Raw genomic sequence first — 13,548 nt, forward strand, 5'->3', positions numbered from 1 at the left:
CTCACGACCCCACGCGCGGATAGCGTTCGGGATCGATCGGCTCACCGACCCGCATCGGAAGGCAGTCATGACCGGGTAGCGGCTGGTAGGTGGCCGTCTCGGCGTCGGCGAAGGTGACCGCGAACGCCAGCCGCAGCACGTCGGTGGTGTTCGCGCCCGCGGCATGCGCGGTCCGACGGCCGTTCAGCCGAGAAGCTCTGTGCGGGTGCGGGTATCCGTCGGTTCGGTGGTCGGCTTCGCTCGGCGGGCGAGCAGGTAGGCCGCGATCGCGGCGGGGATGCCCATGACGATGCCGTAGGTGGCGGCGGGCACGGCCATGGCCTCGCTGCCGAGTGCGGACACGGCGACCGCGATGGCGAGCGTCGCGTTGTGGATGCCGATCTCCATGGCCGAGGCGATGGCCTGGCGGATGTCGATGCCGAACCAGCGCGGCACGAAATACCCGATCGCCAGGCTCAGCACCGAGAGCAGCAGGGTGATCAGCCCGAGGCGGCCGAAGTTGGCTCGCAGCGTGTCGAATTCGGAGCCGACCGCCACGGCCACCGCCATCACCAGTACCGCCATGGACCCGATCTTCACCGGCTTGCCCATGCGTTCGGCGAAGCCGGGAAAACGGTGCCTGGTCCACATCCCGACCGCCACCGGCACCAGCACGACCACGGTGACCTGCACCAGCTTGGCCGTCTGCAGGCCGACACTCGCGTCGTCGTCCAGGAACGCGGTCACCGACAGCGCGATCACGATCGGCATCGTAAAGGCCGCGATCACCGAATTGATCGCGGTGAGCACGATATTCAGCGCCACATCACCGCCGGCGAGATGACTGAACAGATTCGCCGAGGTGCCGCCGGGCGAGGCGACCAGCAGCATCATGCCCACGGCCAGCACCCCCGTCAGCCCGAACAGGACGACGAGCAGCAGGCAGACAGCGGGCAGCAGTACCAGCTGGCAGACCAGGGCGATCGCCGCCGCCTTGGGATGACGGATCACCCGCTGAAAGTCCCGCGGGGTGAGCGTCAGGCCCAGCCCGAACATCACCAGGACCAGCGCCAGCGGCAGCACGACCGCGAAATTCGACGAACCCATCATTCACTCCCGTTGTGTCCGGTCCGCCACCAGCAACTGACCGAGAGCGATACCCCCGTCGTTGGGTGGGACCTGACGGTGGCTGTAGACCTCCAGCCCGTCGCGTTCGAGCAGTACGAGGCAGTTGACCAGCAGGTACTCATTGAGGAACACCCCGCCGGACAGCACGACCTGCCGAATACCGGTGGTGCGGGCGAGTTCCCGGCATTGCCGCCGCACCATCTCGACCACACCGGAGTGGAACCGGCGGCTGATGTCGGCGAGCGTCACCCCCGCAGCCAGATCCTCGGCCATCGCGCGGATGGCGGGTCGGAAGTCCACTTCCGCACCGTCGCGGGCGAATTCGTAGCCGGGGGCGAGCTCGAGCTCGCGGTCGAGCAAGCCTTCCAACTCGATCGGCCCCTGCGCCTCGTACTCGGCCCGACCGCAGACGCCGAGCAGCGCGGCCACCCCGTCGAAGAGGCGGCCCATGCTCGACACCTCGGGCGAGTTGATGGCGCGCGCGTGCATCGTCGCGTAGACCTGCCTGCGTTCGCGGTCGAGCGAGCCGAGTGCCGGGAACGCCCGCACCGCCGCGTCGATGTCGCCGAAGGAGTCCAGCGCGATCGCGACCCCGGTCCGGATCGGCTCCCGGACGGCCTGGTCACCACCGATCAGCGCGAGTCGGCGCAGATGCGCGGCGCGTTCGAAGCCGTCGAAGTCCCCGACCAGGAACTCGCCGCCCCAGATGGTGCCGTCGGCGCCGTACCCGGCGCCGTCGAAGACCACACCGATCGTGGGGCCGGTCAGCTGGTTCTCCGCCATGCACGCCGCCATGTGCGCGTGATGATGCTGCACGAAGATCGGAGCGCCCACCTCCCCGATCCCCTGCTGTGCCTGGCTGCTGCGGAAATCCGGATGCATGTCGTACACGCCGGATTCGGGCCGCAGGTCGTAGAGCGCCGCCAGGTGCGCGGCGGTCTGGCGGTGCGCGGCGAAGGTCTCGTCGTTCTTCAGATCGCCGATGTGCTGGCTGAGATACACCCGGGAGCCGGCCGACAGCGCCACCGTCGTCTTGAGTTCGGCGCCGTAGGCGACCAGCGGACGCAACGGGCTGCCGATCTCCACCGGATACGGCGCGTACCCGCGCGCCCTGCGCAGAAAGGTGAGCAGTGGACCATCCAGATCCGGGTGTACCGAGAGCCGGACCACGGAATCGTCCACCCTGGATTCGATGTCACGGTCGTGGTACAGAATCGCGTCCGCGATGCCGAACAGGTCGCGCAACGCGTCCTCGTTGCGGTGCACGATCGGATACCCGGACACATTGCCGCTCGTCATGACCAGAATTCCGGAGCCCGCTTCGTCGAGGAGCAGGTGATGATGCGGTGCCGACGGCAGCATCACGCCGAGATTCGGATTCCGCGGCGCCACACCGTCGGCGACCGTCCCGGGCCGCTTGCGCGCCAACAGGATCGGCCGCGCCGGTGACCGCAGCACCGCTTCCTCCGCGGCCGACAGTTCCACCACGCGATGGGCCGTGTCCAGATCGCGGACCATGACGGCGAAGGGCTTGGAGTCCCGTCGCTTCCGCCGCCGGAGCAAGGCCACCGCCTCGGCGTCGGTGGCGTCGACGGCGAGGTGGAAGCCGCCCACACTCTTGATCGCCACGATGCGCCCCGCCGCCAGTTCCCGGACGCAGTGCCGCAGCGCTTCCAGGTCCTCGTGCACCGTTCCCTGCCGGTCGGCGAGGAACAGGCGGGGGCCACAGTCCGCGCAGGCATTGGGCTGGGCATGGAACCGCCTGCTCATCGGATTGCGGTATTCCGCTTCGCATTCCGCGCACATGACGAAGGACCGCATGGTGGTGTGCGTCCGGTCGTACGGCAGCGCGCCGATGATCGAGTAACGCGGGCCGCAGTTCGTGCAGTTGATGAAGGGATAGCGGAATCGCCGGTCGGCGGGGTCGCGCAGTTCGGCCAGACAGTCGGCGCACACGTGCGTGTCGGCGGGTACCAGCGCCACCTTCGCACCGGTGTGCTCGCTGTGCACGATTTCGAAACTCGTCGCCGGCGAACTCTCCGCCGATCTGTCGAGGACGGCTACCCGATCGACCCGGGCCAGCTCGGGCGCCCGGTCCGACAGTTCCGCCGTGAACAGGTCCAGCGCGGAACTGTCGCCGCTCGCCTCGATGAGTACACCCGCGGGATCGTTGCGGACCCAGCCGGCCAATCGCCGTTCACGCGCGAGCTTGTAGACGAACGGGCGATACCCCACCCCCTGCACGACCCCGGTCACCCTGATCTGCCACGTGGCGTGTCCGGTCATGTCAGCTCGTCAGCACAGCCGGGGCAGCTCTGCGCCCCGGAGCGGTTGCAGTGTCGACTCACGGCCGTCGGCGTCCCTGAGCAGGACCGCAGCGCCCTCGCGGCCGGTGACCTGACCCACCACTGCCGCGTGCCTGCCGTATTCGTGCCCGTGCAGCGCGGCCAGAATGTCTTCTACCGCAGCGGGATCGGCGAAGATCGCCAAACAGCCTTCGTTGGCGCAGTGCAGCGGGTTGATTCCCAGCATGTCCGCCGCCATCGCGGTTTCGTGCTGGATGGGCAGCGCGGACTCGTCGAGCGTGATGGCCTTGTCCACGCGGCCCGCGTACTCGTGCAGCACGGCGGCGAGGCCACCCCGGGTGACGTCGCGCATCGACCGGATCGATCCCGCCGGCACCGCCGCGAACACATGGTCGATCACGCCGTTGAGCGGCGCGCAATCGCTGAGGACGCGGCTCTCGAAGCCGAGGCCCTCGCGGATCGACAGCAGGTGGACCGTGTGATTGCCGAGGGGGCCGGACACGATGACCGCGTCGCCGGGGCGCACCGAGTCCATCCGCAGCGGATCCCGGACGAAGAACCCGACACCGCTCGTATTGAGGTACAGCTGATCCGCCTCACCGGCCCGGACGACTTTCGTGTCGCCGCAGACGATCTGCACACCGGCTTCGCGCGCGGTGTCCCGGATGGAGGTGAGGACGCGGGCCAGCCGATCCAGCGGCAGCCCGGCTTCGAGAATCATCCCGAGCGTGAGGTAGCGGGGCACGGCCCCGGAGACGGCCAGATCGTTGACGGTGCCGCAGACCGCGATCTTGCCGATGTCGCCGTTGCCGAAGAACGGCGGGTCGACCACGAAGCTGTCGGTGGTCATCGCGATGCGGCCACCCTCGACCGGGAGGACCGCGCTGTCCTCCATCTCACCCACGTAGACATCGCCGAGGGTCTCCGCGATGAAGCCGACGAGTTCGTTCGAGAGCGCCGCGCCGGTGCCGTGGTCGAGCTGAACCTGCTGAATTGTCAGCGTCATGGCGTCTTGGTCTCCTTGCGCGCGATGCTGCCGTTCTCGTCGATCTCGCGAAGGATTTCCGCGGAATCGGCGACGGTGGCGCAGTAGCTCTCGAGCCATTCCAGCGCACGCAGGCGGTCGGCCTCCATAGCGGAGAAGACACAATCACTCGGCACCGCGACGATATATCCACGGAAGAACGCGTCGGCGGCCGTGGTCTGAATACAGATCTGGGTTTGCAGACCGATCAGGACGAGGGTCTCGATGCCCGCGGCCTGGAGCCGCTCGTGCAGATCGGTCTCGTAGAACCCGCTGTCCTTGCTCCGCTCCTGGATGACGTCACCCGAGCCGAGAAACTCCTGGACAACGTCGGCGCCGGGGGTGCCACGCAGGGCAGGCACCCGGCCGTCGTAGCGCTCGGCCAGCGGGTCGTCGGGCTGGTTGATGAGCTGCAGGTGGAAGACCGGGCAGCCCCGCTTCCGCATCTCGGACAGGAATTCCGTCACCCGCGGAGTGGCGGCGGAGATGGCCGCTTCACGCTCCGGATTCTTTCCGACGATATCGTATTGCAGGCCACTGGTCAGAACCGCTGTTTTGGACATGACAAATCCTCCGGGCATCGAATGTGGGGAAAAGAAGAATGTGCGCGGGCTCAAGCCGAGCGGGCATCCGGCGAGCTGTCGAACGCATCTATATAGGCGGCATTCAACGCCTGGGCGATAGTGGCCCAGTTGGCTGCGCATTGATTGGCGAATTCGATCACGTGGTAATAGGAATGCGGCCGCACGACTTCGGCGATCTTCGCGGCATCGCTGCCGCTGACGGCGTGCTGGTGCAGCCAGCGAAGTAGCTCGCGGCCGCCGACACTCATCCGTAGCGCCGGATCCCGGGAGAGCACAGCCAGCAGCGCGTCGATATCCACCTGCTTCTTGGGCGGTGCGGACTCGACGAGCGAGGTGGTCGCCGCCGGCTCGGCGCCCCCCGATGCCGGCTTCGTACAGGAGTTCTTGTCGTCCTCCGCATGGACGAGCGGGTCCACCCCACTGTCCAGGCGGGCGCGCACATCACGCACGGTCGACGGCGACAGCCCGACCTCCTTGGCGATGCTGCGCAGGGAGGCATCGGGGCGCGCGAGGATGAGTTCCGCGGCGGTGCGCCGGGCGGAGTTGGTGTCGACGGGACGGAGTCTGCCGTCACTGCCCAGGCGGTGGCTGGACTGCGAACTGTCCCCGGTGCCGCTGCGAATCGTGGCCACCGTCTTCGCGGACAGGCCCGCCGCGGCGGCGATCGACCGGTTCGACCAGTGCGGATGCGTGCCGATGATCCGCTCCGCGGCGGCACGCCGGTCCGCGAGGGACAGGGGCAGGCCGTGCGTCACGTTCTCCTGGACGCCGAGAATGTAGGCCAGTTCGTCGGACCCGTCGACCAGATACGCGTCGATATGGGTGAGGCCCTTCCGCATCGCGGCATTCGTCCGATGAAATCCGTCGATGACGCGATTGGTCGGCCGATGCACGAGAATCGGCGGCAACGGCCATTCCGCCTCCATCAGCCGCTCGATATGCGCTTGGTCTTCCCCCCCAGACCGCGGCGACCCAGCAATTACCAGCGATGCGATTTCCACCGATTTCTTCACACGCGCCGATTTCGATGAATTATTCACGTACTCAGTCCCCCGGTCCTTCGAGCCAAGCCTGCAAATTCAAGATCAAGAGATGCGTAAAAAAACTATCGCAGCGAGCCCTCACGAGCAAGTGTTCGATCTGCCACCCGCGACCACCCACGAACGTCGGCACCGGCCGACGATCCCCTCGACTGGAGTATGGCCACAGCTGCTCTCCCGTCACAGACCGCGGGGTGTGCAACTGACGAAAGTCACAGTCGAACAGGATGATTCGGGCGAAGCGGACGCCAAAAGCTCACTTCTGGACCCGCACTGGAGTGAGGATTGCCACTCTGGCCGCCCCACCTCGGCCTCCCGCCGGAACCGCACACCGAGCGGTCGCCACACGATTGGACAGACGACCAATTCCAAGCCCCCCGACGGCGTTGCATAATTGGCCCCACACCCCCGAAAAAGAGGGGCATCTTCCCGAAACTCGTGCGGCCGCCGACAGCAATTCATCTGCTACCGATTCGGCCGGTTCCGAGACACGCCCGGGTATCGCGAATTGTTCATTTTGTCCATCCGCTGAAAAGAATGGAAACAACCGATGGCCTATGCCGCCCGCAAGGACGATCACGTCCGCCTGGCAGTCGCCCAGCAGCGCGAATTCACGGACACCCGGCACGCCTGCCAGTTCGACGACATCGAGTTCGTGCACCATGCGCTGCGCGGCACCGCGGAACGCGTTGTGTCGCTTAACACCAATATTGCGGGCATGACTTGGCGCACGCCACTATATGTCAACGCTATGACAGGTGGCAGCGCGCGAACCGGCGAGATCAACCGCGCCCTGGCAATCGCCGCCGGGGAGACCGGCCTGGCGATCGCGTCGGGCTCGATGAGCGCCTACCTGGCCGATCCGGCGGTGGCCGAGACCTACCGCGTGCTGCGCAGCGAGAACCCCGACGGGTACGTCATCGCCAATGTGAACGCCAACGCCACGCCGGACATGGCGGCGCGCGCGGTGGAACTACTGGCGGCCGATGCGCTGCAGGTGCACGTCAACGCGGTCCAGGAAACCGTCATGCCCGAGGGCGACCGCGACTTCACGGCATGGCCCGGCAACATCGCCCGGATGACCGAGGCGCTCGGCATCCCGGTGATCGTCAAGGAGGTGGGGTTCGGCATCAGCGCCGACACCGTGACCCAGCTGGCCGATCTCGGCGTTCGACACATCGACGTGTCCGGGACCGGCGGCACCAACTTCGCGCGGATCGAGAACGCCCGGCGCCACGGCGACGACTTCGATCTGCTGGGCGAATGGGGCCTGTCGACGCCGGCCTGCCTGGTCGAGGCGAGCGAACCAGCGCGCCTGCGCGGCGTCACTCTGCTGGCCTCGGGCGGAATTCGCAATCCCCTCGACGTGGTCCGCAGTCTCGCCCTCGGAGCGGGCGCGGCCGGGGTTTCCGGCCACTTCCTCGCCATTCTGGAAACCGGCGGTGTGGACGCGCTGATCGCGACCATCACCACGTGGATCGCACGGATCCGGCACCTGATGATGCTGCTCGGCGCCGCCACCGTGGCCGACCTGGCGCACACGGATGTCCTGCTGACCGGCCGGCTGGCCGAGGTCTGCCGGCTACGCGGCGTCGACCCCGCCGACTACGCCCGGCGGTCGCGAATCCCAGCCGGCGCGGGTCGATGAGCACAGCGCGCCAGGAACGGCAGCCCTGGTCAACGACACACGATCCCCGATCGCGACTTCGCCGGTCCGACGCGCCGGACGCCCCCGAATCCTGGCGCTGATCAGCACCGTTAGGATGTTCACACAATCCGGTAGCGCAGCATTGCTACTCGCCAGTAACATGGACAGCCCACCACTACTGGCGAGTAACTTAGAACCTACTATGATGCGTTCCGGGACGAGCGGCACCGCGTCGCTACGTGAACGAAAGGCCCTGGCATGAGCCCTGTATCGATGACATTGGGCATCATCTCCATACTGATCGGTGTACCCGCGTGGATTCTGTTCGGGCTGGCGATCCGGCGGATGGTGCGAACCATCATGCTCGGGCAGGCCGCCCCGGACCGCTTCACGCCGTTCGTGCCGCGATTCACCACCATGGTCAAGGAATTCGCCGCGCACACCCGCATGGTGAAGTTCCGGACCGTCGGCTGGGCGCACTGGCTCGTGATGGTCGGCTTCATGATCGGCTTCGTCACCGTCTTCCAGGCGCAGGGGCAGATCTTCAGCCCCACTTTCACCTGGCCGCTGGTCGGTAACACGTTCGTCTACCACCTGCTGGACGAGTTCCTGGCCCTGGGCACCATCATCGGTGCGCTGGTGCTGATCACCATCCGCCAGCTGAACCACCCCCGCGTCCCGGCGCGGCTGTCCCGGTTCTCCGGCTCCAACTTCGGCGCCGCCTACTTCGTCGAGACCATCGTGCTCGTCGAGGGCATCAGCATGCTCGGCGCGAAGGCCCTGGTGCTCGCCTACACCGGCGAATCCCACGCCAGCAGCGACTTCGTCAGCATGCACGTCGCCAAGCTGCTGCCCGCCAGCGCCACGCTCGTGTCCGTGTTCGCCTTCTTCAAGCTGATGGCGGCGCTGGTCTGGGTCGTCGTGGTCAGCCGCAACATCAACTGGGGTGTCGCGTGGCACCGGTTCTCGGCCTTCTTCAACATCTACTTCAAGCGTGAGGCCGACGGCAGCGTCGCCCTCGGCGCGGTCAAGCCGATGATCTCCAACGGCAAGGTCCTGGACATGGAGAACGTCGACCCCGATGTCGACAAGCTCGGTGTCGGCCGCGTGGAGGACTTCTCCTGGAAGGGCTGGCTGGACTTCACCACCTGCACCGAGTGTGGTCGCTGCCAGTCGCAGTGCCCCGCCTGGAACACCGGCAAGCCGCTCTCGCCCAAGCTGCTGATCATGTCGCTGCGTGACCACGGCTACGCCGCGGCGCCCTACCTGCTGGCCGGTGGCCGCAAGGATCCCGGTGGCGACGAGATCGGTCTGGTGGACGCCGACGGCAAGGTCGACGAGGCCGCGCTGGCGAAGATCCCCGAGGCCGCGCGCGCCGAGGCCGAACGACCGCTGGTCGGCGGCGAGGACGTGCACGGCATCATCGACCCCGAGGTGCTGTGGAGCTGCACCACCTGTGGTGCCTGCGTCGAGCAGTGCCCGGTCGACATCGAGCACGTCGACCACATCATCGACATGCGCCGCTACCAGGTGCTGATCGAGTCGGAATTCCCCACCGAGCTGGCCGGCCTGTTCAAGAACCTGGAGAACAAGGGCAACCCGTGGGGCCAGAACTCCAAGGACCGCCTCAACTGGATCAACGAAGTCGACTTCGACATCCCGGTCTTCGGTAAGGACGCCGACAGCTTCGACGGCTACGAGTACCTGTTCTGGGTCGGCTGCGCCGGCGCCTACGAGGACCGCGCCAAGAAGACCACCAAGGCCGTGGCCGAGCTGCTCGCCACCGCGGGCACCAAGTTCATGGTGCTCGGCGCCGAGGAGACCTGCACCGGCGACTCGGCTCGCCGCGCGGGCAACGAGTTCCTCTTCCAGCAGCTGGCCATGCAGAACATCGAGGTCATCAACTCGGTGTTCGAGGGTGTCGAGCAGTCGAAGAAGAAGATCGTGGTCACCTGCGCGCACTGCTTCAACGCGCTCAACAACGAGTACCCGCAGGTCGGTGGCACCTACGAGGTCGTGCACCACACCCAGCTGCTGAACCGCCTGGTGCGGCAGAAGAAGCTGGTGCCGGTGGCCTCGGTGTCGCAGAACATCACCTACCACGACCCCTGCTACCTGGGTCGGCACAACAAGATCTACAACGCGCCGCGTGAGCTCATGGAGGCCTCGGGTTCGACCCTGGTCGAGATGCCGCGGCACGGCGAGCGGTCCATGTGCTGTGGTGCCGGTGGCGCCCGGATGTGGATGGAAGAGCAGCTCGGCAAGCGCATCAACGTCGACCGTGTGGACGAGGCACTGTCCACCAACCCGACCAAGATCGCGACCGGCTGCCCGTTCTGCCGAGTCATGCTCACCGACGGTGTCACCGCGCGCCAGGAGCAGGGCCAGGGCGAGGGCGTCGAGGTCGTCGACGTCGCGCAGCTGATGCTCGACTCGATCACCCGCGTGGAGGCCGCCGAACTGTCGGCGAACCTGCTCGTCGTCCAGGAGCCGAAGGCCGAGCCGGAACCCGAGCCCGAGCCGGAACCCGCGCCGGTCGCCGAGGTGGCCGAGGCCGCCCCGAAGGCCGCGCCGACCGGCGGCGGTCTGGGGATGAAGGGTGCCGCCAAGGCGCCCGGTGGCGGTCTGGGCATGAAGGGCGCCGCCAAGGCGCCCGGTGCGAAGGCTCCCGCCGCCGAAGCCGCTCCCGCCGCCGCTCCGGCCAAGGGCCTGGGCATGAAGGGTGCCGCGAAGGCGCCCGGTGGCGGACTCGGCATGAAGGGCGCCGCCAAGGCTCCGGGCGCGAAGGCTCCCGCCGCCGAAGCCGCTCCGGCCGCCGAGACCACGGCTCCCCCGGTCAAGGGTCTGGGCATGAAGGGTGCCGCCAAGGCGCCCGGTGGCGGACTCGGCATGAAGGGCGGGGCGAAGGCTCCCGGCGCCAAGGCTCCGGCCGCTCCCGCCGCGGAAGCGGCGCCTGCCGCCGAAGCCGCGCCCGCACCGGCGGCCCCGCCGGTCAAGGGCCTCGGCATGAAGGGCGGCGCCAAGGCTCCGGGTGCGAAGGCACCCGGCGCGAAGGCACCCGCCGCTCCGGCCGCCGAAGCAGCTCCGGCTGCTGAGGCCCCCGCCGCCGAGGCACCTGCCGCCGAGACCCCGGCTTCGGCTCCCACCGAGACCAAGCCGACGGTCGCCGCCAAGGGCCTGGCCATGAAGTCCGGCTTCAAGCGTCCCGGCCCCAAGGCCCCCGGCGCCGCGGCCCCTGCCCCGGCAGCTCCGGCCGAGCCCGAGGCCCCCGCGGCCCCGGCCGAGCCCGAAGCCCCGGCGGAACCGGCCACTCCGGCCGAGCCCGCCAACGGCAACGGCAACGGCGAAGCCGCACCGTCCGTCGCCCCGCCGACCGCCAAGCCCGGCGGCCTCGGCTTCAAGTCCGGCGCGAAGGCCCCCGGCCGCAAGAACTGACAACTGAACAAGCGAGAGAGGCGCGGATTCCCGTAATCCGCGCCTCTCTCGCTGTCTATCGGCTGTAACCCGTGCAGCTGCGCGGCCGCGCGCCGGAGCCGCGTCGGCGGCGTGCGCGGTCGCGCCGCCCCTACGCCTGCCCGCGCGCCCGTCCCGCGTGAAGGTGGCGGGTGAACCTCGCCGGCCGGCCAGGCCAGCGGTTCATGTCCGCCGAGCACGGAACCCGACCGGTGAACCCGGTACCGCACTCCCGGCTCCGCGCCTGAAGTCGTCACCGTCCCCGATCCGGAACCAGGCCCCGGGTGCTTCAGCAGTCGGCGAACCAGGCCTTCACGTAACCCGCCGATTGGTAGACGTAGTCCCAGGCCCAGCGGGCGGGCGACAGATGGGGTTCGGGGTCGACGAACAGGAGTTCGCCGGGCCAGCAGGCGCCGAGGATGTAGCGGGCGCGGGAGATGTGCGGGGTGAAGGTGACCACGATGACGCGGGTCCAGCCGGCGCCGAGGCGGGCGAGTTCGCGGCCTTCACCGAGGGTGGTGCGGGGGCTCGGGTCGAAGCAGATCACCTCGAAGCTGTAGCCGCCGTGGCAGATCCGGTTGATCATCGGGCTGCGTTCGTAGGGATCGGAGACGAGCACGCGGGGCGCGTAGCCCTCGGCGGCCAGGCGCAGGCCGAGTTCTTCGCGGCCGTCGTGGGCGCCGCCGAGGATCAGGATCGCGTCCGCGCGGACGGGCTCGTCGGTGCGGGGCGACACGTACACCGGCCACAGCGCGACCGTCGCGACGAGCACCGCGAGCAGCAGCGCACCCGAGACGACGAGCAACCGGCGCATCCGCCCGATGCTAGCCATCCCCCGCCGGCCCGACCCGCCGACACGTCCACACCCACGGACACTCCGCACACTCTCGATCCGAACCTCGCACCCCTACCGGCCGCATCATCGCAGGTAGAGGCATCGGAAAACAGGACGACCAGTCGGTGTCGCCCCCTGTACACCTGATGTTGCGCCCCCTCTTGCCTCGCTGACGCGGCGTAGCCACGCGCGCGGCTTACCAACAGAACTATGCGATGCACAGTCTTCGGAACGGGGTACCTGGGGGCCACGCATGCCGCGTGTATGGCCGAGCTGGGGCACGAAGTGGTCGGGGTGGACGTGGATCCCGGCAAGGTGGCCAAGCTGGCCGACGGTGTGGTGCCGTTCTACGAACCCGGCCTGGACGAGGTGCTGCAACGCAACCTCGCCGCGGGCAGGCTGCGGTTCACCACCGACTACGAGGACGCGGCCGACCACGCCGACGTGCATTTCCTCGGCGTCGGCACACCGCAGAAGAAGGGCGAGTACGGCGCCGACCTGAAATACGTGCACGCCGTGGTCGATACGCTCGCGCCGCTGCTGGAACGTCCGGCGATGATCGTCGGCAAGTCCACCGTGCCGGTCGGCACCGCGGCGGCGCTGGGTGAGCGGGCCCGCGCGGCGGCGAAGGTCGACGTGGAGGTGGCCTGGAATCCGGAGTTCCTGCGCGAGGGCTTCGCCGTGCAGGACACCCTGCGCCCGGACCGCCTGGTTCTCGGCATCGACGGCGCCCGCGAGCGCGCGGGCTGGGTGGAACAGCAGATCCGCGAGATCTACGCCGACCTGATCGCCGCCGAGATCCCCTTCCTGCTGACCGATCTGGCCACCGCCGAGCTGGTCAAGGTCTCGGCCAACGCCTTCCTGGCGACCAAGATCTCGTTCATCAACGCGGTCTCGGAAGTGTGCGAGGCGACCGGCGCCGACGTCACCATGCTGGCCGACGCGCTCGGCTACGACGCCCGCATCGGCCGCCGGTTCCTCAATGCCGGACTGGGTTTCGGCGGCGGCTGCCTGCCCAAGGACATCCGCGCGTTCATGGCCCGCTCCGGCGAGCTCGGTGCCGACCACGCGGTGGCGTTCCTGCGTGAGGTCGACAACATCAACATGCGCCGCCGCACCAAGGTGGTCGACATGGCGGCCCGCGCCTGCGGCGGTTCGCTGCTCGGCGCGAATGTGGCGGTGCTCGGTGCCGCGTTCAAGCCGGAGTCCGACGACGTGCGGGATTCGCCCGCGCTGAACGTGGCGGGCATGATCCAGCTGCACGGCGCGGTCGTCACCGTGTACGACCCCAAGGCCGTGGAGAATTCGCGCCGGGTGTTCCCCACCCTGAACTACGCCACCTCCGTCGCCGAGGCGTGCGATCGCGCCGACGTGGTTCTGGTTCTCACCGAATGGAACGAATTCACGGCGTTGACTCCGGCCGATCTGGATCCGGTGGTCCGGTCCCGTTCGATCATCGACGGCCGCAATTGCCTGAACCGCGCTACCTGGCGGGACGCCGGGTGGGTGTACGCGGGACTCGGCACCCCGTAGAGTGGCGATCCAAGCGGG

The 13,548-nt window shown here is 68.2% G+C and carries 10 protein-coding genes; 3 read left to right on the forward strand and 7 right to left on the reverse strand.

The genetic code is table 11. From position 1 onward, the window contains the following. Window position 1 precedes the first annotated feature (1 nt). The 6 genes from EL493_RS32155 to EL493_RS02125 are packed head-to-tail and all read right to left on the reverse strand — an operon-like array spanning window position 2 to window position 5,947. The gene (locus EL493_RS32155) at window positions 2-139 is read right to left on the reverse strand and encodes a hypothetical protein (RefSeq protein WP_019049796.1); all 138 of its coding nucleotides are present in this window, start codon (window positions 137-139) and stop codon (window positions 2-4) included. Between the two features lie 44 nt (window positions 140-183). Further along, a complete protein-coding gene (locus EL493_RS02105; protein ID WP_036835427.1) occupies window positions 184-1,086 on the reverse strand; it encodes a bile acid:sodium symporter family protein in 903 nt (300 codons plus the stop codon). Between the two features lie 3 nt (window positions 1,087-1,089). Beyond that, a complete protein-coding gene (gene hypF, locus EL493_RS02110; RefSeq protein ID WP_019049798.1) occupies window positions 1,090-3,393 on the reverse strand; it encodes a carbamoyltransferase HypF in 2,304 nt (767 codons plus the stop codon). Between the two features lie 9 nt (window positions 3,394-3,402). After that, complete coding sequence (hypE, locus tag EL493_RS02115) at window positions 3,403-4,419, reverse strand: hydrogenase expression/formation protein HypE (protein WP_019049799.1); 1,017 nt, start codon at window positions 4,417-4,419, stop codon at window positions 3,403-3,405. After that, a complete protein-coding gene (locus EL493_RS02120) occupies window positions 4,416-5,000 on the reverse strand; it encodes a cysteine hydrolase (RefSeq protein ID WP_019049800.1) in 585 nt (194 codons plus the stop codon). Before EL493_RS02120 ends, hypE begins: the two co-directional genes overlap by 4 nt. Before the next feature lie 50 nt (window positions 5,001-5,050). Then, the gene (locus tag EL493_RS02125) at window positions 5,051-5,947 is read right to left on the reverse strand and encodes a ParB/RepB/Spo0J family partition protein (RefSeq protein WP_019049801.1); all 897 of its coding nucleotides are present in this window, start codon (window positions 5,945-5,947) and stop codon (window positions 5,051-5,053) included. Window positions 5,948-6,611: 664 nt separating this feature from the next. Here EL493_RS02125 and fni point away from each other — a divergent pair. Then, the gene (gene fni, locus EL493_RS02130) at window positions 6,612-7,709 is read left to right on the forward strand and encodes a type 2 isopentenyl-diphosphate Delta-isomerase (protein WP_019049802.1); all 1,098 of its coding nucleotides are present in this window, start codon (window positions 6,612-6,614) and stop codon (window positions 7,707-7,709) included. Between the two features lie 258 nt (window positions 7,710-7,967). Continuing rightward, entirely contained in the window at window positions 7,968-11,144 is a 3,177-nt protein-coding gene (locus EL493_RS02135) for a (Fe-S)-binding protein (RefSeq protein ID WP_022566660.1), read from the forward strand. 307 nt (window positions 11,145-11,451) lie between these two features. Here the strand turns inward: EL493_RS02135 and EL493_RS02140 are convergent, their stop codons facing one another. After that, complete coding sequence (locus EL493_RS02140; RefSeq protein ID WP_019049804.1) at window positions 11,452-11,976, reverse strand: YdcF family protein; 525 nt, start codon at window positions 11,974-11,976, stop codon at window positions 11,452-11,454. Window positions 11,977-12,207: 231 nt separating this feature from the next. Between EL493_RS02140 and EL493_RS02145 the strand changes: the two genes are divergently transcribed. Then, entirely contained in the window at window positions 12,208-13,530 is a 1,323-nt protein-coding gene (locus EL493_RS02145; RefSeq protein WP_030201448.1) for a UDP-glucose dehydrogenase family protein, read from the forward strand. Window positions 13,531-13,548: the final 18 nt, after the last annotated feature.

Origin of the sequence: Nocardia asteroides (assembly GCF_900637185.1) — a bacterium.
Lineage (GTDB): Bacteria > Actinomycetota > Actinomycetes > Mycobacteriales > Mycobacteriaceae > Nocardia > Nocardia asteroides.

What these genes read in the sequence shown, in the direction of transcription:
- EL493_RS02135 (WP_022566660.1), top strand. Translation starts at nt 7,968, where the DNA reads ATGAGCCCTGTATCGATGACATTGGGCATCATCTCCATACTGATCGGT.
- EL493_RS02105 (WP_036835427.1), bottom strand. Translation starts at nt 1,086, where the DNA reads ATGGGTTCGTCGAATTTCGCGGTCGTGCTGCCGCTGGCGCTGGTCCTG.
- EL493_RS02120 (WP_019049800.1), bottom strand. Translation starts at nt 5,000, where the DNA reads ATGTCCAAAACAGCGGTTCTGACCAGTGGCCTGCAATACGATATCGTC.
- EL493_RS02140 (WP_019049804.1), bottom strand. Translation starts at nt 11,976, where the DNA reads ATGCGCCGGTTGCTCGTCGTCTCGGGTGCGCTGCTGCTCGCGGTGCTC.
- fni (WP_019049802.1), top strand. Translation starts at nt 6,612, where the DNA reads ATGGCCTATGCCGCCCGCAAGGACGATCACGTCCGCCTGGCAGTCGCC.
- hypE (WP_019049799.1), bottom strand. Translation starts at nt 4,419, where the DNA reads ATGACGCTGACAATTCAGCAGGTTCAGCTCGACCACGGCACCGGCGCG.
- hypF (WP_019049798.1), bottom strand. Translation starts at nt 3,393, where the DNA reads ATGACCGGACACGCCACGTGGCAGATCAGGGTGACCGGGGTCGTGCAG.
- EL493_RS02125 (WP_019049801.1), bottom strand. Translation starts at nt 5,947, where the DNA reads ATGGAGGCGGAATGGCCGTTGCCGCCGATTCTCGTGCATCGGCCGACC.
- EL493_RS02145 (WP_030201448.1), top strand. Translation starts at nt 12,208, where the DNA reads ATGCGATGCACAGTCTTCGGAACGGGGTACCTGGGGGCCACGCATGCC.